Origin of the sequence: Streptomyces sp. RKAG293 (assembly GCF_023701745.1) — a bacterium.
Classification (GTDB): domain Bacteria; phylum Actinomycetota; class Actinomycetes; order Streptomycetales; family Streptomycetaceae; genus Actinacidiphila.
On record NZ_JAJOZB010000001.1, the window covers coordinates 3152203 to 3174273 of the forward strand.

Genomic DNA, 22071 nt, shown 5'->3' on the forward strand with positions numbered 1-22071 from the left:
ATGGTGCGCGTGACCGACCACGGCGGAGGGGTCTGGAGCATCCCGGTCCCGATCCCCGACAACCCCCTCGGCCACACGCTCGTCCATCTCCTGGACACCGACCGCGGTCCCGTGCTGATCGACACCGGCTGGGACGACCCGGACTCGTACGCCGCACTGGAGGCCGGTCTCGTCGAGGCGGGCACCTCCGTCGCCGAGGTGCACGGCGTCCTCATCACCCACCACCACCCCGACCACCACGGGCTGTCCGCGCAGGTCCGGGAGGTGTCCGGGGCCTGGATCGCGATGCACGCCGCCGACGCGGACGTGGTGCGCCGCACCCGGTCCGCCGAGCCGGCCCGCTGGATGTCCTTCATGATGGCGAAGCTCATCGCCGCCGGGGCCCCCGAGGAGCACCTCGCCCCGCTGCGCGCCGCCCGCGCCGCCGGCCGGCCGACCACCCTGCCGGGGCTGCGGCCCGCGCTCCCGGACCGGGACATCGAACCCGGCGAGCTCGTGGACCTCGCCGGCCGGCGGCTGCGCGCCATCTGGACGCCCGGCCACACCCCCGGGCACGTCTGCCTGTTCCTGGAGGAGAGCCGGCGGCTGTTCTCCGGCGACCACCTGCTGCCGGGGATCTCCCCGCACATCGGGCTGTACGAGGACCCCGACGACGAGGTCGAGACCGATCCGCTCGGCGACTACCTGGCCTCGCTGGAGCGCATCGGCCGGCTGAACCCCGACGAGGTGCTGCCCGCCCACCAGTACGCGTTCAAGGACGCGGCGGGCCGGGTGCGGGAGCTGCTCGACCACCACGAGGAGCGGCTCGCCGGGCTGGCGGCGCTGATCAGCGACGCACCGCGCACGCCCTGGCAGCTCGCCGAGGTGATGGAGTGGAACCGTCCCTGGGAGCAGATCCCGTTCGGCTCCCGCAACATCGCCGTCTCCGAGGCCGAGGCCCATCTGCGGCGGCTGGTGAAGGCCGGCCGCGCCGAGGCCGTCCCCGGCTCCGACCCGGTCACGTACCAGGCGGTCTGACGGAACGGGCGGCCGGGGCGCGGGCGGGCCGGGACCGGGAGCGGCACCCGCAGGGCATACGATGTTCGGGACAATTCCATCCACGTCCGAGCGGGGGAAGCCGGCGCGAATCCGGCACTGACCCGCAACCGTGAGCCGTCCCCAGGGCAGGGGCGGCGAGTCGGAGTACCCGCGCGGACGGGAGCGGCTCCCGGTCCGGCAGATGCGGCGACGTATCGGCGGTGACCGGCACCGTCGAGGTAACGGAGCCGGAGCCCGGTGCCCCGCGCATGGCGCGGGCTCGCAGCGGTGCGCCCGGCCACGCACCCGCTCAGCGAAAGGCATCAACCCCTCATGAACCTCCGTCGCAGCGCCGCCGCGCTCGCCGCCGCCACCGTGCTCGGTATGGCCGCGGTGCCCGCGGCCTCCGCCGACACCCCGCTGCCGCCGGGTCTCTACGGCACCGGGGACCCGACGTACGACGGGGTGTGGCGGCAGTCGTACGCGCTGCTGGCGCTGGACACCGCCGGGGTGAAGCCGGCCGACAGCGCCGTGGCCTGGCTGACCGGTCAGCAGTGCGCGGACGGCGGCTTCCCGTCGTACCGGGCCGACACGTCGAAGGCCTGCGACGCCAAGACGGAGGACACCAACGCGACGGGCATCGCCGTGCAGGCGCTCACCGCGCTGGGCGACAAGGCCACCACAGACACTGTCGTGAAGAAGGCCACCGACTGGCTGACCTCGGTGCGCAACAAGGACGGCGGCTGGTCGTACAACCCCGGCGGCGCCTCCGACCCGAACTCCACCGGTGTCGTGATCGGCGCGCAGAGCGCTGTCCGGGAGGCCTCGGACAGCCTCAAGGCCTTCCAGTTCGGCTGCGACGCCAAGGCCGCCGACCGCGGCGCCTTCGGCTACCCGATGAACGGCAAGCTCACGGTGAACGCCAAGGCCACCGCCGACGCGGTGCGCGGCGCCCACGGCGCGGGGTTCGTCGTCGCCCCGTCGACCACGAACGTGGTCGCGACCGCCCCGGACTGCGCGTCGCCCGACGCCTACAAGAAGCTCGACGCGGACGGTGCCGCCTCGGCCGGCGGCGCGTACCTGACGACGCAGCTCACCGCGGGCGGCGGCCACCTGACCGCCGTCACGCCGGGCGCGGACAAGCCGACGCCGGACTACGGCACCACCGCCGACGCCGTGATCGCGCTGGCCGCGATCCACCAGCGCGACACGGCGAAGACGTCGTACGACTGGCTCGCGAAGAACTCCGCGACCTGGTCGAAGGGCAACCCCGCGGCCCTGTCCCAGCTGATCCTCGCCGCCCACGCGACGGGCAACGACCCGCGGAGCGCCGGCGGCGCGGACCTCGTCCAGCAGCTGACCAACCTCGGCCCGAAGCCGGCCGCCGCGGCGAGCGCGAGCCCGTCGCCGTCCGACAGGACCGAGAAGAAGGACGACAAGTCCTCCTCGGCCACCTGGTGGATCGTCGGGGTCTTCTTCGTCGCCAGCATCGGCGTCGGGTTCCTCGTCAGCGGCCGCAAGAAGAAGCAGGGCTGATGCCGCGCCCCCGGCTGCGGGTCCTCGCCGTCCTGCTGGCGCTCGGCGCGCTGCTCGCGGTCTCCGCCCTGCCCGCGCAGGCCGCCGCGTACCGCTACTGGTCGTTCTGGCAGCGCTCCGGCGACACCTGGACGTACGCGCAGACCGGTCCCGCGCTGGACCGGCCCGACGACGGGTCGGTGGAGGGCTGGCGCTTCGCGGCCAGCGCCGAGGCGCAGGACTCCTCGAAGCCGCGGGACGTCCCCGGCGCCACGTCGTTCGCCGCGATCTGCACGGGCACCCCGCCCAAGGGCGGCACCAAGCGCATCGCCCTCGTGCTGGACTTCGGCACCGCCGCCGACGCGGGCGGCGGTGCGGCACCGCCCGCGCCGCGTACCGCCTGCGCCCAGGTCCCGGGCGACGCGACGGGCGACGACGCGCTCGCCGCCGTCGCCAAGCCGCTGCGCTACAACTCGGCCGGCATGGTGTGCGCCATCGCCGGCTACCCGAAGGCGGGCTGCGGGGAGCCGGTCGCAGAAGGCTCCGGAGGCTCCGGCACGGCATCGGCGTCGAAGAGCCCCGCGCCGCAGGCGTCGGGCGACGGCGGCGGTGACGGCGGGGGTCCCTCGGTCGGTTGGTTCGCCGGCATCGCCGCCGTCCTCGCCCTCGGCGGGGCGGCCCTCTGGCAGGCCCGCCGCCGGCGCGGATGAACACCGGGGTACGCCGGAACACCGCCGGCCGCGGGGCCGCCGTCGCCACCCGGTCGACGGCGCTGCACGCCGGGGCGTGGTGGCTGTGGGCGCTGGGGCTGGCGACGGCGGCGTCCAGGACCACCAATCCGCTGCTGCTCCTGCTGCTGGTCGCGGTCGCGGGCTATGTGGTCGCCGCCCGCCGCACGGACGCGCCCTGGGCGAAGTCCTACGGGGCGTTCCTGAAGCTGGGACTGGTGGTGCTGGCGATCCGGCTGGCCTTCGCGGTCCTGCTCGGCTCGCCGATCCCGGGGACCTACGTGCTGTTCAGGCTGCCCGAGGTCCCGCTGCCCGACTGGGCGCGGGGGGTCAGGCTGGGCGGGAAGGTGACCGCTGAGGGTCTGCTGTTCGCGCTGTACGACGGCATGAAGCTGGCCACCCTGCTGGTCTGCGTGGGCGCGGCGAACGCGCTCGCCAACCCGGCCCGCCTGCTCAAGTCGCTGCCGGGCGCGCTGTACGAGGCGGGTGTCGCGGTCGTCGTGGCGATGACCTTCGCCCCGAACCTCGTCACCGATGTGCAGCGGCTGCGCGCCGCCCGCCGGCTGCGGGGCCGTGACGACCGCGGGGTGCTGGCGCTGCTGCAGGTCGGACTTCCGGTTCTGGAAGGGGCGCTGGAGCGGTCGGTGGCGCTGGCCGCCGCGATGGACGCCCGCGGCTACGGCCGCTCCGCCGACGTACCGGCCGGGATACGCCGGACGACGGCCGCGCTGACGCTGGGCGGACTGCTCGGCGTGTGCGCGGGAACGTACGCGCTGCTGTCCGCGTCCGGCGCCGGGTACGGCGTGCCGGTGCTGCTGCTCGGGCTGGTCTCGGCGCTGGCGGGGCTGCGGCTCGGCGGCCGGCGGTCGATCCGCAGCCGCTACCGGCCCGACCGGTGGGGCGCGCGGGCCTGGCTGGTGTCGGGCTCCGGGGTCGCGGTGGCGGGGCTGATGATCTGGGCGGCCTCGCACGATCCACTGGCGCTGGCCCCGCCGACGATCCCGCTCGCCGCGCCCACGCTGCCCCTGTGGCCCGCGCTCTCGATCCTGATCGGGCTGCTGCCCGCGTTCGTCGCACCACCCCCGGCGCCGCCCCGGCCCACCCCGGTGTCCCCGGCCCAGCACGTCGGGCCGGCCCCGCAGGTCAAGCCGGCCACGCACGGCGTCCCGGCCCCACACGGCGTCCCGGCCCGGCACGTCATCCCCCAGCCGAACTCGAAGGAGGACCGCACGTGATCCGCTTCGAGCAGGTCTCCGTCCGGTACGACGACGCCGCAGAGCCCGCCGTCGCCGGAGTGGACCTCACCGTCCCCGAGGGTGAACTGTGCCTGCTCGTCGGGCCGTCCGGAGTCGGTAAGTCGACTCTGCTGGGCGCGGTGTCCGGTCTGGTGCCGCACTTCACGGGCGGGGTCCTGTCCGGCCGGGTCACCGTGGCGGGCCGTGACACCCGGACGCACAAGCCGCGCGAACTCGCCGATGTCGTCGGCACGGTCGGCCAGGATCCGCTGTCGCACTTCGTCACGGATACCGTCGAGGACGAACTCGCCTACGGCATGGAGTCGCTGGGCCTGGCGCCCGCCACCATGCGCCGCCGCGTCGAGGAGACCCTCGACCTGCTGGGCCTGGCCGAGCTGCGGGACCGGCCGATCGCCACGCTCTCCGGCGGCCAGCAGCAGCGCGTCGCCATCGGCTCGGTGCTCACCGTCCACCCCAAGGTGCTGGTGCTGGACGAGCCGACGTCCGCGCTGGACCCCGGCGCGGCCGAGGAGGTGCTGGCCGTGCTGCAGCGGCTGGTCCACGACCTGGGGACCACGGTGCTGATGGCGGAGCACCGGCTGGAGCGCGTCGTGCAGTACGCGGACCAGGTGATCCTGCTGCCCGCCCCCGGCGCCGCCCCGCTGCAGGGGGCGCCCGCCGACATCATGGCGCTCTCCCCCGTGCACCCGCCGGTGGTGGCGCTGGGCCGCCTCGCGGGCTGGTCGCCGCTGCCGCTGTCGGTGCGTGACGCGCGCCGGAAGGCCGGACCGCTGCGTGAGCGGCTGGCGGACCGTACTCCCCCGGCCCCGCCCGTGGTGCCGGCCGCCGCCGCGCCGGTGGCGGTGCTCGACCGGCTCTCCGTCCGCCGCGGCAGGACCGAGGCGCTGCGCCAGGTGTCGCTGACCGTCCGGCCGGGCGAGGCCGTCGCGCTGATGGGCCGCAACGGAGCGGGCAAGTCGACGCTGCTGTCCACGCTCGTCGGTCTGCACACGGCCGCCTCCGGCACGGTGACGGTCGGCGGCCTGGTCCCGTCCAGGACGAAGCCGGGCGAGCTGATCCGGCAGGTGGGCCTGGTGCCGCAGGAGCCGCGGGACCTGCTCTACGCGGACACCGTGGCCGGCGAGTGCTCGGCCGCCGACCAGGACGCGCAGGCCGCGCCCGGCACCTGCCGCGCGCTGGTCACCGCACTCCTGCCGGGCGTCCTCGACGAGACCCATCCCCGTGATCTCTCCGAGGGCCAGCGGCTGGCGCTGGCGCTGTCCGTCGTCCTGGCCGCCCGGCCGCCGCTGCTGCTGCTCGACGAGCCGACCCGCGGCCTCGACTACGCCGCCAAGGGCCGGCTGATCGGCCGGCTGCGGGCGCTGGCGGCGGACGGCCACGCGATCGTGCTGGCCACCCACGACGTCGAGCTCGCCGCCGAACTCGCCCACCGGGTGGTGATCCTGGCCGACGGCGAGGTGGTCGCGGACGGCCCGACCGCCGAGGTCGTGGTCTCCTCCCCCGGCTTCGCCCCCCAGGTCTCCAAGATCCTCGCGCCGCTCCCCTGGCTGACGGTCCCACAGGTCGCGCTGGCCCTGGAGGAGTCGTCATGACGCCTCCCGGAACACCACCTGGAACACCTCTCGGAACACCACCCGGAACGTCTCCCGGACTGCGACCGCGCGCCGACCGTCAGGTACGTCCCATCCGGCTCGGGCCGCGGTCCGTCGTCGCGCTGGCACTGATCTCCGCGATCGGCATCGCGCTGTTCGGCTGGCCGCTGCTCGCCGACCCCGGCACCGGGCTCGCCCACAGCAAGGACGCCCCCTGGCTGTTCGCCGCGCTGCTGCCGATGCTGATCGCCGTGGTGATCGCGACGATCGCGGACGGCGGGATGGACGCCAAGTCGATCGCGATGCTCGGGGTGCTGGCCGCCGTCGGGGCGGCCCTGCGCCCGCTGGGCGCCGGCACGGCCGGCATCGAGCCGATGTTCTTCCTGATGGTGCTGTCGGGACGGGTGCTGGGCCCCGGATTCGGCTTCGTGCTGGGAGCCGTGTCGATGTTCGCGTCGGCGCTGCTCACCGGCGGCGTCGGACCGTGGATGCCGTTCCAGATGCTCTCGATGGGCTGGGTCGCGATGGGCGCGGGCCTGCTGCCGCGCCCCGACACGCTGCGCGGCCGCGGCGAGCGGGTGATGCTCGCCGGCTACGGCGTCTTCTCGTCGATCTTCTACGGCACGGTCATGAATCTGCAGGGCTGGGTGACCATCGGCGGGCTGTCCTCCGGGATCTCCTACGTCGGCGGCGACCCGGTCCTCGACAACCTCCGCCGTTTCGTCGCGTACTGCCTCGCCACCTCGCTCGGCTGGGACCTCCCCCGCGCCGCCGTCACCGCGATCCTCACGCTCACGCTCGGCGCGACGATCCTCAAGGCGCTGCGCCGAGCGACGCGGCGCGCGGCGTTCGACGTGCCCACCGGTTTCCGAGCGCCGGACGGCTGATGCAGCCGTCCGGCGCTTGAGGACACAGTGAGGTGAGGCGCCCCGCAGGGGCTACAGCCGCTGGATGATCGTGCCCGTCGCCAACGCCCCGCCCGCGCACATCGTGATGAGCGCGAACTCCTTGTCCGTGCGCTCCAGCTCGTGCAGCGCCGTCACGATCAGCCGCGCCCCCGTCGACCCCACCGGATGGCCGAGCGCTATCGCGCCCCCGTTGACGTTGACCTTCTCCAGGTCCTGGTCGAAGACCTGCGCCCAGGACAGCACGACGGACGCGAACGCCTCGTTGATCTCGATGAGGTCGATGTCCTTCAGCGTCATACCGGCCTTGCCGAGCACCGCGCGGGTCGCGTCGACCGGGCCGTCCAGGTGGTAGTGCGGGTCGGAGCCGACGAGCGCCTGGGCGACGATCCGGGCGCGCGGGCGGAGCTTGAGGGCCCGCGCCATGCGCTTGGAGGCCCACATGACGGCCGCGGCCCCGTCGGAGATCTGCGAGGAGTTGCCCGCGGTGTGCACGGCGGTCGGCATGACCGGCTTCAGCTGGGCCAGGCCCTCCATGGTGGTGTCCCGCATGCCCTGGTCGCGGTCGACCAGCCGCCACATGCCCTGACCGGCCTGCTGCTCCTCCTCGTTGGTGGGCACCTGCACCGCGAACGTCTCGCGCTTGTACCGCTCCTCCGCCCAGGCCCGGGCGGCCCGCTCCTGCGAGATGAGGCCGAGCCGGTCGACGTTCTCCCGGGTCAGCCCGCGCCGCCGGGCGATCCGCTCGGCGGCCTCGAACTGATTGGGCAGATCGACGTTCCACTCGTCGGGGAACGGTTTGCCCGGCCCGTGCTTGGAACCGCTGCCGAGCGGCACCCGGGACATCGCCTCCACCCCGCAGCCGATGCCGATGTCGATCACTCCGGCGGCCACCATGTTCGCGACCATGTGGTTGGCCTGTTGCGAGGAACCGCACTGACAGTCCACGGTGGTCGCGGCGGTCTCGTACGGAAGTCCCATCGCGAGCCAGGCGTTGCGTGCGGGGTTCATCGACTGCTCGCCGGCGTGCGTGACGGTGCCGCCGACGACCTGTTCGACGGCGTCCGGCTGGATCCCGGTCCTGCCGAGCAGTTCGCGGTACGTCTCACCCAGCAGGTAGGCGGGGTGCAGATTGGCGAGCGCGCCTCCGCGCTTGCCGATGGGCGTGCGTACAGCTTCGACGATGACGGGTTCAGCGGCCATGAATCTCGTCCTCTCCTCGACCGGTCGGCGTCCCGGCGCCTCCGGCAGAACTAGAACGCGTACTAGTTCTGTCTGCAGTCTTATTACCCATGGAGCGCGGCGCGCAAGACTCGTGCACAAGCCTCCATGGGCCCGCACCCAATCCACACGGTCATTCCCCTTGCCACTTGTAGAACTGGTTACTACCTTCGAGCCATATCTGATGGACCGTCAGACATGGAGTGGCCGATGCCCTGCCCAGCGCTTCCCGAAGGCTTCGACTTCACAGACCCGGACGTGTACGAGCAGCGGGTACCGCTCCCCGAACTCGCGCAGCTGCGCCAGACCGCCCCCGTGTGGTGGAACGAACAGCCCTTCAACACCGCGGGGTTCGAGGACGAGGGGTACTGGGTCGTCACCCGGCACGCCGACGTCAAAGAGGTCTCGCTCAACCCCGACGTCTACTCGTCGTTCCTCAACACCGCGGTCATCCGCTTCAACGAGCACATCACCCGCGAGCAGATCGAGATGCAGCGGCTGATCATGCTCAACATGGATCCGCCCGAGCTGACCCGCGTCCGGCAGATCGTCCAGCGGGGCTTCACCCCGCGCGCGATCCGCCAGATGGAACAGACGCTCCGCGACCGCGCCCACCGCATCGTCGCCGAGGCGCGCGGCCGCCGGACGGGCAACTTCGTCACCGAGGTCGCGTCCGAACTCCCGCTGCAGGCCATCGCCGAGCTGATCGGCATCCCGCAGGACGACCGGATCAAGATCTTCGACTGGTCGAACAAGATGATCGCCTACGACGACCCCGAGCTGGCCATCACCGAGGAGGTGGGCGCCGAGTCGGCCATGGAGCTGATCTCGTACGCCATGAACCTCGCCGCCGCCCGCAAGGAGTGCCCGGTCAAGGACATCGTCAGCCAGCTGGTCGCCGCCGAGGACGAAGGCAACCTCAGCACGGACGAGTTCGGCTTCTTCGTCCTCGTGCTGTCCGTCGCCGGGAACGAGACGACGCGCAACGCCATCACCCACGGCATGCACGCCTTCCTCACCCACCCCGAGCAGTGGGAGCTCTACAAGGCGACGCGGCCGAGCACCGCCGCCGAGGAGATCGTCCGCTGGGCGACCCCCGTCACGTCCTTCCAGCGCACCGCCACCCGGGACACCGTGCTGGGCGGCCAGGAGATCAAGAAGGGTCAGCGCGTCGGCATGTTCTACGCCTCCGCCAACCACGACCCCGAGGTCTTCGACCACCCCGAGCGCTTCGACATCACCCGCGACCCCAATCTGCACCTGGGGTTCGGCGGCGGCGGCCCGCACTACTGCATGGGCAAGAACCTGGCGATCATGGAGATCGACCTCATGTTCAACGCCATCGCCGACGCGATGCCCGACATCAAGCTGGTCGGCGACCCCCGCCGGCTGCGCTCCGCCTGGATCAACGGCGTCAAGGAGATGCAGGTCAGCTACGAGGGCTGAGCCGGCCGGCGCATACGGCAGGATGAGGCCATGAGCATCGTGAAGATCAATGCCCTGACCGTCTCGGCGGAGATGCGCGAGACGCTGGAGAAGCGGTTCGCGGCGCGTGCCGGCTCCGTCGAGAACTCCGACGGCTTCGAGTGGTTCGAACTGCTGCGCCCGGTCGAAGGCACCGACCAGTACCTCGTGTACACGCGCTGGCGCAGCGAGGAGGACTTCAAGAACTGGATGTCCACCTCGATGCGCGGCCCGGGCGCGCACGGCGGCGGCGCGGGCGGCAGCGCGGGCGCGGGCGGCGGTGAGGGCGGCGGCGAGCGGCCCAAGCCGGCCGCTTCGGACTCCGCCCTGTGGTCGTTCGAGGTCGTCCAGCAGACGGCCCCCAAGAGTTAGGGCCTGCCCCCGCCCAGGGAACTGCGCGGCAGGACGCTCCCCCCGGCCTTCCCGGCCGGGGGGAGCGTTCTTCGTTCTGCCGGCCGGCATCAGTCCTCCGGCCGCACCGACCGCGAGGGGTCGTCGAGCCAGGCGGTCTCGCCCTCCCGCGTGACGGTGAGCCCGAACCGCGTGTGCTCAGGACGGCCCTGTTCCTCCCACCACCGGTATGCCGCTTCCGTCTCGTCCCACAGCCGGCGCGGACCCGACTGCCAGACGCGCGCCTCGTCCTCCGCGTCCCGGAACATGACACACGCCCAGGATCTGTCGGTCAGCCCGTAGAACCAGACGGGCCGCGCGCCTTCACGCTTGTCGGCCACGGCCTGCGAGCAGTCGGGCACGCGAAGGCCGAGGGCGAACGGGGCGGCGGTGTACGGACCGGTGACGAACTCGGCCTCAGTGATGGTCGTACGGGACGTGTCGGCGTCATTCATCGAGCCCGTGGCGAGATAGTCGTCGTGGTCGGGGCGGGACGACCGCTGAGCCCGGAGCTTCATGAATTCCACGGGGCGCGTGAAGTTCCCCATCGCCTTGCCGTCCTTCACCACCAGCCGGACCACGGCATCCGCGTTGGAGAAGTGCGTCCCCCACGGCGCGACGATGAGTCCGCCCGGGCGGGTCTGCTCGATCCAGGCACCAGGAATCTCCCGGAGCCCGACGGTGGCCAGAACGCGGTCGTACGGGCCCTGCTCCGCGCATCCGGCGAACCCGTCGCCCCTGACGACCACCGGGTACAGCCCAGCCGCGCACAGCCGCTCACGGGCACGGGCGGACACATCGCGGTCCACCTCGATCGTGGTGACGTTCTCACCGCGAAGACGATGCGTCAGCGCACCGGCCGTCTCGCCCGTACCGGTGCCCACGTCGAGCGCGTTCATGCCCGCGTCCACGTCCAGGGCCTGAAGCATCGCGTACACGACGGAGGGCATGGACGAGGAGCTGGTGGACATGTCTCCGGGCACGGTGCCCGTGTGCTTCCCGTCATCCCACTGGGTAACGATGGGGATGTCGCTGTCCGCCGTGGCGTACCAGGTGTCGGGGTCGGCCGTTCGATCCACCGGGACGCTTGTCCCTGCGTCCATGTCGAACGGCCACATCAGGTCCGGCAGGAACGCGGCCCGGTCCACGGCCGCGAAGGTCGGAGCCCAGTCCGACGTCATCGAGTGCGTCTCAAGCAGGACGCGCCCCAGGTCCTTGCGGCTGGGGCGCTCCACCTGCGCAGGGTTCAGCGTCACCTGCGGCGGTTCCCGTCGCCGGGCGGGGTGCCCCCGTCGGGGCTGGGCGGGTCCTTCGGCGGGGTCCAGGGGGTGCCGGGGTGCTTGTCCTTGTCGTCGCTCCCACCCCAGGTGGGGGCGGTGGCCCACAGACTCGTCATGCGTCGCTCCTTCGTTCGCTCTCACCACGGCGCAACTGCTGGGATCTTGAGGTCGGTTAGCCGATTCGGCTCCGGCCTACCGGTCTCGCGCCGTGAGTACGAAGTTACGGCTACGCGGAGAGGCGAACCAGTCACGCAGCGTGCCTGTTCGCCGACGGGCCGACAGGAAGTGCCACCTCGCGTGGTAGTTACCCGGTGACGCCCAGGTGAGCGGCCATGTCCCGCATGTCCGTGGTCAGCGTCCGCTTACGGCGCGACAGGATGTCCTCCATGATGTACCGCGCCATGGACTGATGCTTCAACCACTCCGGCGAGCTGCGGAGGATCGCGCTGAGCTCGTCCATCGCGTCCTGGTGCGATCCCAGCTTCGCGTGGGCCCTGGCGACATCGAGGCGGTGTCGGTCCCAGTTGTTCGCGCTCGGCCGGCCGAGCTGCTTCAGCGCCGCTGCTCCCACGAGGCCTTCGTCGGCCCGGCGCAGCACCCCTCGGGAGTCCCCGATCAGGGAGAGGTCCTCGATCGCCTTCATCTCGGCGGTCACCGGCCCGAAGGTGGTCCAATGCTCACGGAAGTCGACGTGCTCGACATTCAGCGCGCTCGCGGCCGTCGCGGTCATGCGCCGCGCTTCCCTGGCCACATCCGGGCGGTTGTTGCGCATCGCGGCGGAGGCGACACGCTGGAGCAGCTCACCCCACACCGCCAACTCCCCCGGTGACGCACTGGAGATCCGGGGTTCGACCTCGGCGGCCGTGACGGTCGCCAACCGTTCGGCTTCGTCGAACCGGTCCTGGCGCAGGAGCAGCCAGCCCATGCCGACGACGCCGGTGGCGGCGATCAGGGTCTGCCCGGCCTCCCGGGCATCCCGGATGCCCTGGGAGAGTGCGTGATAGGCCATGTCGTACCGCCGTACCTGCGTCAGGTACTTGCCGGCGAGCAGGAAGGAACTCGCCCGCAGGACGATGGCCTGCCGACGGGTCTCCTCGTCCTCGGCGAGCACGACCGCGGCCTCGGCGGAGCGCAGGATGGCGGGCAGCTTCTTCGCGACCGAGTCGTAGCGGTCCGCATGGTAGAGGCTGTGCGAGTCGTCGATGTCCCGCTGGACGGCCCCGAGGTCGGGGGCCTGATCAGGTGCGGAGAGCACCTCCGACAGTCCGATGGGCGGCATGAGCGCCCGGCGCAGCTCCATCAGCTTCGGGCCGTCGCCCAGGTTCGCACGAACAGGCTCCGGCGACCCGGTGGCGAAGAGACCGGACGTGGTGGTGCCCAGCGCCCTCGCGAGCAGGTGAATGGTCTCGACCTGGACGTTGCCGCCCTGCTCGACCTTGCGCACGACGCCCACCGACAGGCCCGCCGCTTCGGCGAGTTGTTCCTGGCTCATCCCCGTCCGGCGGCGATGGGTGCGGACGTTCTCTCGCAGCGACGACATCGGATCACCTCCCGTTCAGCGTACGCCGCTTGGCGGAAAGTGAAGAGCCCCTCCGGAGTGATCCGGAGGGGCTCCAAGGGTGCGGCCCGGCGGCGAAACTGCCGTGGGCTCAGCCGCCTCAGATGCTCAGGAGCTGCTGCGTCAGGTCGCGGTAGTGCGTCAGCGCCACGCGCAGTTCCTCCGTGTCGGCCTTGGCGTCGTCGTTCTGCCAGGTCGACCGAAGGGTGCGACGGCGCTCGGCGAGCTTCTCGGTGAGCTGCTTGGCGGCCTGCTCGAGGACGGCGTCGGCCTCCTCGACGGACTTGCGCGGCTCGTCCACGAACGTGCCCATCGCGTGCTGCAGGCGCTCCTCCAGCCCGTCGCCCGAGCCCGCGGCTCCGCCGTGGCGGGCGGTGTGGGTCTCGGCGGTGTGCTCGGCGGCGCGGGGGACGCTGCCTTCGCCGGTGCGCGCGGCCTCGGTCGTACGCGCCGGGTCGGTGGCGCGGGTGGCGTCCCCCGTTCGCGGGGCGTCACCGGTGCCGCTGCGGGTGGGGTCGGCCACGTGCTTGGCCTCGCTCGCGCGGGTGGCGTCGGTGGTGCGGGTGGACTCGTTCGTCCGCGTCGGCTCGTTCGTGCGCGCCGAGTCCGTCGTGCGCGGGGCCTCGGTCGGACGGGCCGTGGCCGCTGCGTCCTTGCGCGGGTCGTCCGTGCGGCCGCCGTCAATGCGCGGCGGGCGGGGCGGCTCGTCGGGGTTCTGGGCTGGGACCCGGCCGGTGTTCCGGTCCGGCGCGGCGCTGCCGCGGGCCTGGTCCTGGCTGATCTGGTCCTGGCGGGTCTGGTCCTGGCCTTCGCTCATCGTCTCTGCGCTCCTGACAGTTCGCTGATGTCTCGTGGACTACGGACTACGGATCACGGCATGGGCCGGCGGCCTGACGGCCTCACGGCCCTGGTCCTGCGGGGGTCGGTACCGGCGGTGGTCCGTCAGTTCTGCCGGCGGCCGAGCACGCCGTGGTGCTTCTCCGCGGCACGCGCGTCGGTGCGGTCGGCGCCGTCGTCGAGGCGCTCGGGTTCCGCGTCGCGGTTCGACGGAGCACGGTCCGCGTCTGCCTGAATGAGTTCCTCGAACATCGCGCGGGCCCGGACGAGCGCCTCGCGCATCTCCTCGGTGGAGGTGCCGTCGTCGCCGCGCCCGGCGATCTCATGGGCGTCGCGGTAGCCGTGCAGATGACGGGCGTGGTGCACCGACAGCGCGTCGAAGTGCTCGCCGGACTTCGCGTCCGGGAAGCCGCGGTCGCGGGCCAGGTTCTCGATCAGCGCGTCGGCCTCGCCGAGCGCCTTCGCGGGTGAGTCGATGAAGTGCTCCTGCACGGCGGTCCAGCGGGCCGTGTACTCCTCGCGGGCCTGGGTCGGCAGCGGACGGGTCGTGAGGCCCTCGTGCTTGCGCAGCCGTTCGGACAGTTCCTTCTCGGTGGCCTTGGTGTCACCGTCGTGACGGCGCAGGACCCGGTCGTACTCGGGCCCGAAGCGCCGGTGCAGGCTCCGGCCGCCCAGCCCACCCGGCCGGAGCATCACGGTCGTGAGAGCGGCGGCCAGAACGATGACGACCACGACGATGGCGATAATCACGCCAGTGGACATGGGAATGCCTCCCGTTTCTGCGGGTCTTCTACGGGTCGACGGACAGGGTGTGCTTCGTTGCCGGCTCATCGATCGGCTTGCCCGAAAGCGGGTGCCCAAACGTCGAACGCCCGTCCGGTCAGGGCCGGACGGGCGTACCTGCGGGGTGCGGGGCCGGCCCCCGGACCGGGGGCGGGACACGCGTGTTACGGGTGCTGCTGGAGGGTCGGGTGGTGCGCTCCCGCGGCGGTCGCGCGAGCGGCAGGAGCGTCAGGCGGTGGCGCCGCCCGTCGCCGGGCGGCCCTTCTCCAGGCGGTCCGTGTCGCCGCCGCACAGTTCGCCGCTGAGCTTCGTCAGCAGCGCCGCGAGCTCCGCGTGCCGCTCCGGGTCCCAGTCGCCGAGCAGTTCGCCCAGCACGGTCCGCCGGGCCACGCCGAGTTGCGCGGCCATCGCCCGGCCGCTGTCGGTGAGGACCAGCGGATTGCCGTCCCGGACGGCCAGTCCGCGGGTCTCGACCTCGACGGCCGCCTCCTCGATGACGTCGGCGGGCACGGTGGTGCGCCGGGCCAGCTCGACCGGGTCGGTCTCGCCGCCCTTGGCCATCCGCAACAGCAGCCAACTGGAGGCCGGATGGATGTCGAGGCCGGCCAGCTCGGTGATCCGCACATACAGGTCGCGGCGCGCCTCCCGGCTGCCGAGCACCGACAGCCCGCGGGCGATCTCCTCGATCGAGGACCGTTCCACCGGGTTGGTGCCCAGGGTCTCGCTGGCGTCCGGCACCGTCACGGAACCGCGCAGCGGCTGTTCCTTGAGGAACCAGGCCAGTACGAACGCGATCAGGGTGACCGGCACCGCCCACAGGAACACGGTGGTGATCGACTCCGAGTACGCGTGCACCACCGGACCGTGGATCGCGGGCGGCAGTGACTCCACGGCGCGCGGGTCGGAGGAGATCAGCGACGGGTCGAAGCCGGGCGGCAGCGGCGTGTGCGCGACCAGGGCGTCGATCTTGCCGTTGAGCTGGTTGGCGAAGACCGTGCCGAAGATCGAGACGCCGAAGGAGGCGCCGATGGAACGGAAGAACGTCGCGCCGGAGGTGGCGGCGCCCAGGTCCTCGTAGCCGACGGAGTTCTGCACGGCCAGGATCAGCACCTGCATGACGAGGCCCAGGCCGAGGCCGAAGATCAGGAAGTAGAGACTCATCACCCAGGTGCTGGTGAACTCGTCGAGCTGGTGCAGCAGCAGCAGACCGATGGCCGTGACCCCGGTGCCGAGGATCGGGAAGATCTTGTAGTGGCCGGTGCGGCTGACGATCTGCCCGGAGCCGGTGGAGGACACCAGCAGACCGATGACCATCGGGATCATGTGCACGCCGGACAGCGTCGGTGAGAAGCCGTGGACGACCTGCAGGAACGTCGGCAGGTACGTCATCGCGCCGAACATCGCGAAGCCGATGACGAAGGAGATCACCGAGACGAGCCAGAAGGTGCGGATCCGGAACAGCCGCAGCGGCAGCACCGGTTCCACCGCCCGGCGCTCGACGACGATGAACACGGCCACCAGGACCAGGCCGAGCACCGCCAGCCCGATGATCTTCGGCGAGCTCCAGGCCCAGGTCGTGCCGCCGAGCGAGGTCACCAGCACCAGGCTGGTCGCCGCCGCGGCGACCAGCGCCATGCCCAGGTAGTCGATGCGGTGCGTGGTGCGGCGTACCGGGATGTGCAGCACGGCCGCGATGACGGCCAGCGCGACGACGCCGATCGGCAGGTTGATGTAGAACACCCAGCGCCAGGAGAGCTCCTCGGTGAACACCCCGCCCAGCAGCGGCCCGAGGACGCTGCTGGCGCCGAACACCGCGCCGAACACGCCCTGGTAGCGGCCCCGCTCGCGGGGCGGCACGATGTCGCCGACGATCGCCATCGACAGCACCATCAGACCGCCGCCGCCCAGGCCCTGGAGGGCGCGGAAGGCGATCAGCTGCGGCATGTTCTGCGCGATGCCGCACAGCGCGGAGCCGATCAGGAAGATCACGATGACGGTCTGGAAGAGCTTCTTCCGGCCGTACATGTCGCCGAGCTTGCCCCACAGCGGGGTGGCCGCCGTCGAGGCGAGCAGATACGCGGTGACGACCCAGGACAGGTGCTCGATCCCGCCCAGGTCGCTGACGATGGTCGGCAGCGCGGTGGACACGATCGTCTGGTCCAGCGCGGCCAGCAGCATGCCGAGGGCGAGCGCGCTGATGGCCAGGCGCACCGATCGCCGGTCCTGGATCTCGCCGGGGGCGGTCGGCGGTCCGGTCGGGGCCGTGGTCTCCTGCGCCATGCCGTGCTCCTCGCGTCGCGCCGCTTGATCGCGAATCAATATTCACACTATTCGCTCCGGTTTCGCGCTCTATGGACCCCCGGTAGTGCTGGACGGACCTGGGCACGGCATGCCCGCGGCGGCATAATCACTGCGTCTTGAGGTATCCGAGGACCGTTTGCGGGAGGGGAGCCCAGTGGCGCCGGAGGGGGAAGAGGGCCCGGAGCAGGGTGTGGCCACGGCCGCGGCCCGGTCGGCCGAACGGCAGATCGCGCTCGCGGCGACGGAAGGCTTCCACCCGCTGCGCGTTCGGCCATACGTGGCGGAGCCGGGCACCGAGCCCGCCGAGTCGACGGTCAAGCCACTGATCGGGACGGCCGCGTACCGCCCGGCCGCCACCGACGTGGGGATGTTCCCGGCCACCGGCGCGGGCGTGTTCCCGGCCACCGGCGCGGGGATGTTCCCGGCCACCTACGACGGCCTCGAATACCCGGCGGACGACGCTCCCGCCTACCCGGCCGGGGACGGTCCCGGGCATCCGGCGGACCTGTCCGCGGCGGGCCCCCACGACTCCGGGCTGCTGCTGGACCGCACCGGCCACTCCGACTCCGACTGGAACGACGCCGAGGGTCCGGGTCAGCACCGCGGCGGCCGGCGCCGCCGGCCCCGCCGCCGCAGACGGGGCCTCGTCGTCGCGGCCGCCACGGTGGCCGCCACGGCGATGGCCGCCGGCGCGGTCGCCGTCGCCAACCAGCTGCTGAGCACGCCCGACCGGCCGGAGCGGGCGCTGCCGGACAACAGCAGCAGCGTCCCCGACGTCGTCCTGCCGACCAGCGACGCGATGGCCGCCGTGGCACCGACCGCCGCCCACGGCAAGGCCCCCACGGCCTCGCCGACGGCGACCCACCGTGCCCCGTCCACCCCGGTGACGACTCCCCCGGCCACCGTCGCCCCGGTGTCCGCGACCCCGTCCCCGCCCCCTGCCACGGTGGGCGACCCGGTGGTGCCAGGGCCCGACGCGACCCCGAGCAGTACTCCCGCTCCCACGAACCACCCGACGCTCGCGACCCCGGCGCTGCGGATGGGCGACACCGGCACCCAGGTCAGGGACCTCCAGCAGCGGCTGCGCCGCGCCTACGTCTACATGGGCAGCGTGGACGGCGTCTTCGACACGGAGGTCAGGGACGCCGTCGCGACGTTCCAGTTCTGGATGGGGATCACCAGCGACCCCGAGGGTGTCTACGGCCCGGCGACCCGGACCGCGCTGGAGCGGCAGACCTCCTGGTAGCCGCGTCTGCGAGGATCGTCCCGTGGCGATGGAGGAATTCGGGTCCGGTCAGTTCCAGCTCGTCCTGCTGCGGCGGATGGCGGACCACCGGCCCGAGCTGGTCGAGGAGGCGCTCCGTACGCTCGGCGCGTCCCGCGCGGAGCTGCGGGAGGCGAACCGGCGCTGGCAGGCGCGGCTGCACGGGCGGCACTCCCCGGGCGGTGAACGCCGCTACCGTGCCGTGCTCGGCCCGCCCGAGAGCACGATCGTCCGCCGTATCGGGGATCTGAGCTGCGAGGCCCTGCTGTGGCCCGTACCGCTCTGGCCGGAGCTGCGCTTCGAGGTGCTGTGCGCGCCCGGCGGCGGCGCGGTGTGGAACGAGTGGCTCATCCGCGCCCCGGGCGCCCCGTCCCCGCTTCTGGAGAGTCCCGACGACCTCGTCCCGTGGTCCTGCACCGTCGACGAGGTCGCCCGCGCCTTCCGGCCCGCGACACCCCTGGAAGGCAGTGCCCCCACCCGCTGGCGGCTCGCCTTCGGCGACTCCTCGGCCGGCACCCGCCGCATCGCCCACTTCACCTGGGGTCTGCTGCAGTACGTCGAGGAGGCGTAGCCCCCGTTCCCGGCCCCCGTTCCCGGCCCCCGTTCCTGGCCCCGTTCCCGGCCCCGTTCCCGGCCCCGTTCCTGGCCTCCGGTGACCCGGACCGGGGGGCCACTGGCGCAACCGGGTCCCTGTTTTGTATCGTAGAGAAACAAAGTGGCTCCGCCCGTTTCCCCTGACCGGCGGGCGGGGCCACCGAGTACTTCTAAGGAGTCCGTATGCCGTCCACCCCGTCCGTCCTGACCGCCCGAGCGCTGCTCCTCGACATGGACGGCACCCTGGTGAACTCCGACGCCGTGGTCGAGCGCTGCTGGCGCCGCTGGGCGGAGGCGCAGGGGCTGGACGCGCGGGCGGTGCTGAAGGTCGTGCACGGACGGCAGGGCCACGCCACCATGGCGGTGCTGCTGCCGGACCGCCCGATGGCGGAGAACTTCGCCGACAACCGGCGGATGCTCGCCGAGGAGACCGCGGACCTCGACGGCGTCGTGCCCGTCCCGGGCGCCCCCGCCTTCCTGGCGTCGCTCGCCGGCCGGCCGCACGCCCTGGTGACGTCCGCCGACGAGGCGCTGGCCCGCGCGAGGATGGGCGCCGCCGCGCTGCCGATGCCGGAGGTCATGGTGACCGCGGAGCGGGTGAGCGCGAGCAAGCCGGACCCGGAGGGCTTCCTGAAGGGCGCCGCCGAGCTGGGCTTCGCCCCCGAGGACTGCATCGTGTTCGAGGACGCCGAGGTCGGCATCGCCGCGGCGAAGGCCGCCGGGATGCGCGTCATCGGCGTGGGCCCGCGCGCCGCCGCCCACGCGCCCACCGCGCACGTCGACTCGCTGGAGCAGGTGCGGGTGGAGGCCACCGCGGACGGCGGCCTCCTGGTCCACATCGGCTGAGCGCCGCACTTTCCGGCCGTAAGGGTCAGCCCCTAGCTCTTAGCCCGCGATCGCCTCGTAGAGGCTGAAGACGGCGAGCAGCACCATCACCGCGGCGGCGACCTTCGTGATCAGCGCCAGCGGCACCCGCTTCATCAGCAGCCGCCCGCCGAAGATCCCCAGCCCGGCGACCGCCCACAGCGCGAGGACCGCGCCGAGGCCGACGGCCACCGGATCGTCGTAGCGGGCGGCGAGGTTGGCGGTCATGATCTGCGTCAGGTCGCCGAACTCCGCGACCAGGATGAGCATGAAGCCGGTGCCCGCGACCTTCCAGAAGCTCTGGTCGGCGGGTTCCCGGACGCCCTCCTCGTCATCGTCCTTCTTGAACAGCAGCATGGCCGCGCCCGCGAGGAAGAGCAGCCCGACGACGCCCTGCACCCAGCGGTGCGGGAGCAGGGTCAGTACGCTGCCCGCCGCGATGGCGAGGGCGACATGGACGACGAAGGCGGCGGCGACACCGCAGAAGACGTACGAGGCGCGGTAGCGGGTGCCGAGCATGAGGCCGGCGAGCGCGGTCTTGTCGGGCAGTTCTGCCAGGAAGACGACGCCGAAGACGATGGCGGCGACGGTGAAGCTGAACACGGGGCGGGATCCTCATCGGTCGGGCTGCCGCACCGAGAGCGCCGGGAAAAGGGGTCGCTTCGGCTCGACAGCGTCAATGGAAACGCTGCGGCCGAAGGTCTCGCTGGCCCGGTGGGAAACCCACCGTGCCTCCGGGCGCCGGCTCAGGATCTGAGCAGTATGTCGACGGTCCGGCGAAGAGCTACTCCCCTTCTGCGCCACCTATTCTACGCCACGGGTCAGCCGGCCCCTGGCGACCAGCTCCAGAACCGACGAGACCGCGACCGCCTGCACCACCAGCAGCGCGACCAGCACGAAGAGCTGAACGGCGCCCGCCATCACGGGTGATGCCCCGCCGAGCAGCATGCCGACGAACGCACCCGGCAGCGTGACCAGTCCCACAGTCCGCGTCTGGTCGAGCCCCGGCACCAGCGCACCGGACGCGGCGGGCCTGGCGATCTCCAGCCGGGCGTCCCGGTCCTCGAATCCCAGCGCCATCGCGGCCTCGACCTCGCCGTGCCGGCTGTGCAGCTCCTCCAGCGCGCGGCGCCCGCCGAGGACCGTCGCGGTGAGCGCGCCGCCGATGAGAATGCCCGCGACGGGGATCAGCGCGATGCCGTCGAGCGGCACCAGGCCGGTCAGCACGAGGAGCGCGACGACCGGCAGCGCGCTCACCCCGATCGGCACGGCCGCCCACCGCCAGCTGCGGTCGCGGGTGATGCGGCGGCCCGCGGTCCACACCGCGACCGCGTACATGACGGCGACGAAGGCGAGCAGCGCCGGCAGATAGCGGACGACCCAGCCGATGAGCAGCGAGACGACCGCGAGCTGCAGTGCGGCCCGCAGCCCCGCGACGGCGATCCCGCGCGCGTAGTTCTCCCGCTCGTCCGCGAGATGGGCGTACGCGGCGACCCCGGTGGCCACCACGAGCAGGACGGCCAGCACGACGCCGAGGGTGCGGTCGACGGGCAGCAGCGAGGTGGTGGTGGCGGACGTCAGGGCCGGGAGAGTGGTGCCGCCGGCCGTACCGGCGGCAGGCGTGGTGGCGGCGGACACGACGGCGAACACGGGGTCACTGTAGGCGGGTGCGGGCCGGACCCAAGGGAACTGATGGTGCGCCACCCCTCGACATGACGTGATCATGTCGCCAATCTGTAACCTGCCGCACCTCGGCAGGCAATCCGGACCCGGCACGCTTACCGGGCCCATCACCCTCACAAGCACCCCCACCCCACAGGGAGTTCGCATGTCCCGGATACGCAATGTCTACGCGCGTCGACGCGTGAGTGTGCTCACCGCGTTCGCCGCCATCGCCGCCGCACTCGGGCTGCTCGTCGCCCCCACCACCGCCCAGGCCGCACCCCCCACGCCGCCGAGCGCCGCGACCGCCCGTACCGAACTGGCCGCACTGACCGTGCAGGCCGAGGGATCGTCCACCGGCTACAGCCGCGACAAGTTCCCGCACTGGATCACCCAGAGCGGCGCCTGCAACACCCGTGAGGTCGTCCTCAAGCGCGACGGCACGGGCGTCGTCCAGGACTCCTCCTGTGCCGCCGTCAGCGGCACCTGGCACTCCCCCTACGACGGCGCCACCTGGACCGCCGCCTCCGACGTCGACATCGACCACATGGTCCCGCTCGCCCAGGCCTGGCGGTCCGGCGCCGCCAGCTGGACCACCGCCCAGCGGCAGGCGTTCGCCAACGACCTGACCCACTCCCAGCTGCTCGCCGTCACCGACAACGTCAACCAGGCCAAGGGCGACAAGGACCCGGCCCAGTGGCTGCCGCCGCTGGCCTCGTACCACTGCACCTACGCCCGTATGTGGGTCTGGGTGAAGTACTCCTACTCCCTGACCGTCGACTCGGCGGAGAAGAGCGCCCTGACCTCCATCCTCAACGGCTGCTGACGGCCTGACGCGGT

Annotated in this window: 21 protein-coding genes and 1 riboswitch; of the genes, 12 read left to right on the forward strand and 9 right to left on the reverse strand. The window is 72.4% G+C overall.

Annotated features, from left to right (window positions below; all coding sequences use genetic code 11):
* The 6 genes from LNW72_RS14000 to LNW72_RS14025 all read left to right on the forward strand — a co-directional run bounded on the left by LNW72_RS14000 (position 1) and on the right by LNW72_RS14025 (position 6995).
* Positions 1-1017 carry an MBL fold metallo-hydrolase gene (locus tag LNW72_RS14000; protein ID WP_250975715.1) on the forward strand — a complete coding sequence of 339 codons (1017 nt, stop codon included), beginning with the start codon at positions 1-3 and terminating at the stop codon, positions 1015-1017.
* Between the two features lie 65 nt (positions 1018-1082).
* Positions 1083-1209: riboswitch (cobalamin riboswitch) on the forward strand.
* Between the two features lie 141 nt (positions 1210-1350).
* Positions 1351-2553, forward strand: a complete 1203-nt coding sequence (locus LNW72_RS14005) for a prenyltransferase/squalene oxidase repeat-containing protein (protein ID WP_250975716.1) — start codon at positions 1351-1353, stop codon at positions 2551-2553.
* Positions 2553-3242 (forward strand): SCO2322 family protein, encoded by a 690-nt coding sequence (locus LNW72_RS14010; protein WP_250975717.1) that lies wholly within the window; start codon positions 2553-2555, stop codon positions 3240-3242. Before LNW72_RS14005 ends, LNW72_RS14010 begins: the two co-directional genes overlap by 1 nt.
* Positions 3239-4495, forward strand: coding sequence for a CbiQ family ECF transporter T component (locus LNW72_RS14015; RefSeq protein ID WP_250975718.1), 1257 nt, complete (start codon positions 3239-3241; stop codon positions 4493-4495). Before LNW72_RS14010 ends, LNW72_RS14015 begins: the two co-directional genes overlap by 4 nt.
* Complete coding sequence (locus tag LNW72_RS14020) at positions 4492-6108, forward strand: ABC transporter ATP-binding protein (protein WP_250975719.1); 1617 nt, start codon at positions 4492-4494, stop codon at positions 6106-6108. Before LNW72_RS14015 ends, LNW72_RS14020 begins: the two co-directional genes overlap by 4 nt.
* The gene (locus LNW72_RS14025) at positions 6105-6995 is read left to right on the forward strand and encodes an ECF transporter S component (protein WP_250975720.1); all 891 of its coding nucleotides are present in this window, start codon (positions 6105-6107) and stop codon (positions 6993-6995) included. The genes LNW72_RS14020 and LNW72_RS14025 overlap by 4 nt, the downstream gene beginning before the upstream one ends.
* A 51-nt stretch (positions 6996-7046) precedes the next feature.
* Here LNW72_RS14025 and LNW72_RS14030 read toward each other — a convergent pair whose 3' ends face one another.
* Positions 7047-8216: a steroid 3-ketoacyl-CoA thiolase gene (locus LNW72_RS14030; protein ID WP_250975721.1), complete on the reverse strand. Its 1170-nt coding sequence runs from the start codon at positions 8214-8216 to the stop codon at positions 7047-7049.
* Positions 8217-8444: 228 nt separating this feature from the next.
* Between LNW72_RS14030 and LNW72_RS14035 the strand changes: the two genes are divergently transcribed.
* Together LNW72_RS14035 and LNW72_RS14040 are read left to right on the forward strand one after the other, a co-directional pair.
* Positions 8445-9680: a cytochrome P450 gene (locus LNW72_RS14035; protein ID WP_250975722.1), complete on the forward strand. Its 1236-nt coding sequence runs from the start codon at positions 8445-8447 to the stop codon at positions 9678-9680.
* A 30-nt stretch (positions 9681-9710) separates the two neighbouring features.
* Positions 9711-10070 (forward strand): antibiotic biosynthesis monooxygenase, encoded by a 360-nt coding sequence (locus LNW72_RS14040; RefSeq protein ID WP_250975723.1) that lies wholly within the window; start codon positions 9711-9713, stop codon positions 10068-10070.
* An 89-nt stretch (positions 10071-10159) separates the two neighbouring features.
* Here the strand turns inward: LNW72_RS14040 and LNW72_RS14045 are convergent, their stop codons facing one another.
* The 6 genes from LNW72_RS14045 to LNW72_RS14070 form a co-directional block, all read right to left on the reverse strand.
* Positions 10160-11344, reverse strand: coding sequence for a methyltransferase domain-containing protein (locus LNW72_RS14045; protein WP_250975724.1), 1185 nt, complete (start codon positions 11342-11344; stop codon positions 10160-10162).
* Positions 11341-11484 (reverse strand): hypothetical protein, encoded by a 144-nt coding sequence (locus tag LNW72_RS14050; protein WP_250975725.1) that lies wholly within the window; start codon positions 11482-11484, stop codon positions 11341-11343. Before LNW72_RS14050 ends, LNW72_RS14045 begins: the two co-directional genes overlap by 4 nt.
* A 188-nt stretch (positions 11485-11672) precedes the next feature.
* The gene (locus LNW72_RS14055; RefSeq protein ID WP_250975726.1) at positions 11673-12908 is read right to left on the reverse strand and encodes a helix-turn-helix transcriptional regulator; all 1236 of its coding nucleotides are present in this window, start codon (positions 12906-12908) and stop codon (positions 11673-11675) included.
* 118 nt (positions 12909-13026) lie between these two features.
* Positions 13027-13743, reverse strand: coding sequence for a hypothetical protein (locus LNW72_RS14060; protein WP_250975727.1), 717 nt, complete (start codon positions 13741-13743; stop codon positions 13027-13029).
* A 125-nt stretch (positions 13744-13868) separates the two neighbouring features.
* A complete protein-coding gene (locus LNW72_RS14065; protein ID WP_250975728.1) occupies positions 13869-14525 on the reverse strand; it encodes a hypothetical protein in 657 nt (218 codons plus the stop codon).
* 249 nt (positions 14526-14774) lie between these two features.
* Positions 14775-16826: an MFS transporter gene (locus LNW72_RS14070; protein WP_250975729.1), complete on the reverse strand. Its 2052-nt coding sequence runs from the start codon at positions 16824-16826 to the stop codon at positions 14775-14777.
* A gap of 211 nt (positions 16827-17037) precedes the next feature.
* On the opposite strand from LNW72_RS14070, the gene LNW72_RS41650 reads away from it, so the two are divergent.
* The 3 genes from LNW72_RS41650 (at position 17038) to LNW72_RS14085 (ending at position 19551) form a co-directional block, all read left to right on the forward strand.
* Positions 17038-18093 (forward strand): peptidoglycan-binding protein, encoded by a 1056-nt coding sequence (locus tag LNW72_RS41650; RefSeq protein WP_250975730.1) that lies wholly within the window; start codon positions 17038-17040, stop codon positions 18091-18093.
* A gap of 28 nt (positions 18094-18121) precedes the next feature.
* The gene (locus LNW72_RS14080; protein ID WP_250980147.1) at positions 18122-18682 is read left to right on the forward strand and encodes a hypothetical protein; all 561 of its coding nucleotides are present in this window, start codon (positions 18122-18124) and stop codon (positions 18680-18682) included.
* Between the two features lie 206 nt (positions 18683-18888).
* Entirely contained in the window at positions 18889-19551 is a 663-nt protein-coding gene (locus LNW72_RS14085) for an HAD-IA family hydrolase (protein WP_250975731.1), read from the forward strand.
* A 39-nt stretch (positions 19552-19590) separates the two neighbouring features.
* Here the strand turns inward: LNW72_RS14085 and LNW72_RS14090 are convergent, their stop codons facing one another.
* Both LNW72_RS14090 and LNW72_RS14095 read right to left on the reverse strand, forming a co-directional pair.
* The gene (locus LNW72_RS14090) at positions 19591-20172 is read right to left on the reverse strand and encodes a TMEM165/GDT1 family protein (RefSeq protein WP_250975732.1); all 582 of its coding nucleotides are present in this window, start codon (positions 20170-20172) and stop codon (positions 19591-19593) included.
* 201 nt (positions 20173-20373) lie between these two features.
* The gene (locus LNW72_RS14095) at positions 20374-21150 is read right to left on the reverse strand and encodes an ABC transporter permease (protein ID WP_374117409.1); all 777 of its coding nucleotides are present in this window, start codon (positions 21148-21150) and stop codon (positions 20374-20376) included.
* 256 nt (positions 21151-21406) lie between these two features.
* Here LNW72_RS14095 and LNW72_RS14100 point away from each other — a divergent pair, with 256 nt between their 5' ends.
* Positions 21407-22057, forward strand: coding sequence for an HNH endonuclease family protein (locus LNW72_RS14100; protein ID WP_250980149.1), 651 nt, complete (start codon positions 21407-21409; stop codon positions 22055-22057).
* Positions 22058-22071: the final 14 nt, after the last annotated feature.

Coding starts and splice junctions, on each gene's coding strand:
- LNW72_RS14000 (WP_250975715.1), top strand. CDS start 1: ATGGTGCGCGTGACCGACCACGGCGGAGGGGTCTGGAGCATCCCGGTC.
- LNW72_RS14005 (WP_250975716.1), top strand. CDS start 1,351: ATGAACCTCCGTCGCAGCGCCGCCGCGCTCGCCGCCGCCACCGTGCTC.
- LNW72_RS14010 (WP_250975717.1), top strand. CDS start 2,553: ATGCCGCGCCCCCGGCTGCGGGTCCTCGCCGTCCTGCTGGCGCTCGGC.
- LNW72_RS14015 (WP_250975718.1), top strand. CDS start 3,239: ATGAACACCGGGGTACGCCGGAACACCGCCGGCCGCGGGGCCGCCGTC.
- LNW72_RS14025 (WP_250975720.1), top strand. CDS start 6,105: ATGACGCCTCCCGGAACACCACCTGGAACACCTCTCGGAACACCACCC.
- LNW72_RS14030 (WP_250975721.1), bottom strand. CDS start 8,216: ATGGCCGCTGAACCCGTCATCGTCGAAGCTGTACGCACGCCCATCGGC.
- LNW72_RS14035 (WP_250975722.1), top strand. CDS start 8,445: ATGCCCTGCCCAGCGCTTCCCGAAGGCTTCGACTTCACAGACCCGGAC.
- LNW72_RS14040 (WP_250975723.1), top strand. CDS start 9,711: ATGAGCATCGTGAAGATCAATGCCCTGACCGTCTCGGCGGAGATGCGC.
- LNW72_RS14050 (WP_250975725.1), bottom strand. CDS start 11,484: ATGACGAGTCTGTGGGCCACCGCCCCCACCTGGGGTGGGAGCGACGAC.
- LNW72_RS14055 (WP_250975726.1), bottom strand. CDS start 12,908: ATGTCGTCGCTGCGAGAGAACGTCCGCACCCATCGCCGCCGGACGGGG.
- LNW72_RS14060 (WP_250975727.1), bottom strand. CDS start 13,743: ATGAGCGAAGGCCAGGACCAGACCCGCCAGGACCAGATCAGCCAGGAC.
- LNW72_RS14065 (WP_250975728.1), bottom strand. CDS start 14,525: ATGTCCACTGGCGTGATTATCGCCATCGTCGTGGTCGTCATCGTTCTG.
- LNW72_RS14070 (WP_250975729.1), bottom strand. CDS start 16,826: ATGGCGCAGGAGACCACGGCCCCGACCGGACCGCCGACCGCCCCCGGC.
- LNW72_RS14080 (WP_250980147.1), top strand. CDS start 18,122: ATGGAGGAATTCGGGTCCGGTCAGTTCCAGCTCGTCCTGCTGCGGCGG.
- LNW72_RS14085 (WP_250975731.1), top strand. CDS start 18,889: ATGCCGTCCACCCCGTCCGTCCTGACCGCCCGAGCGCTGCTCCTCGAC.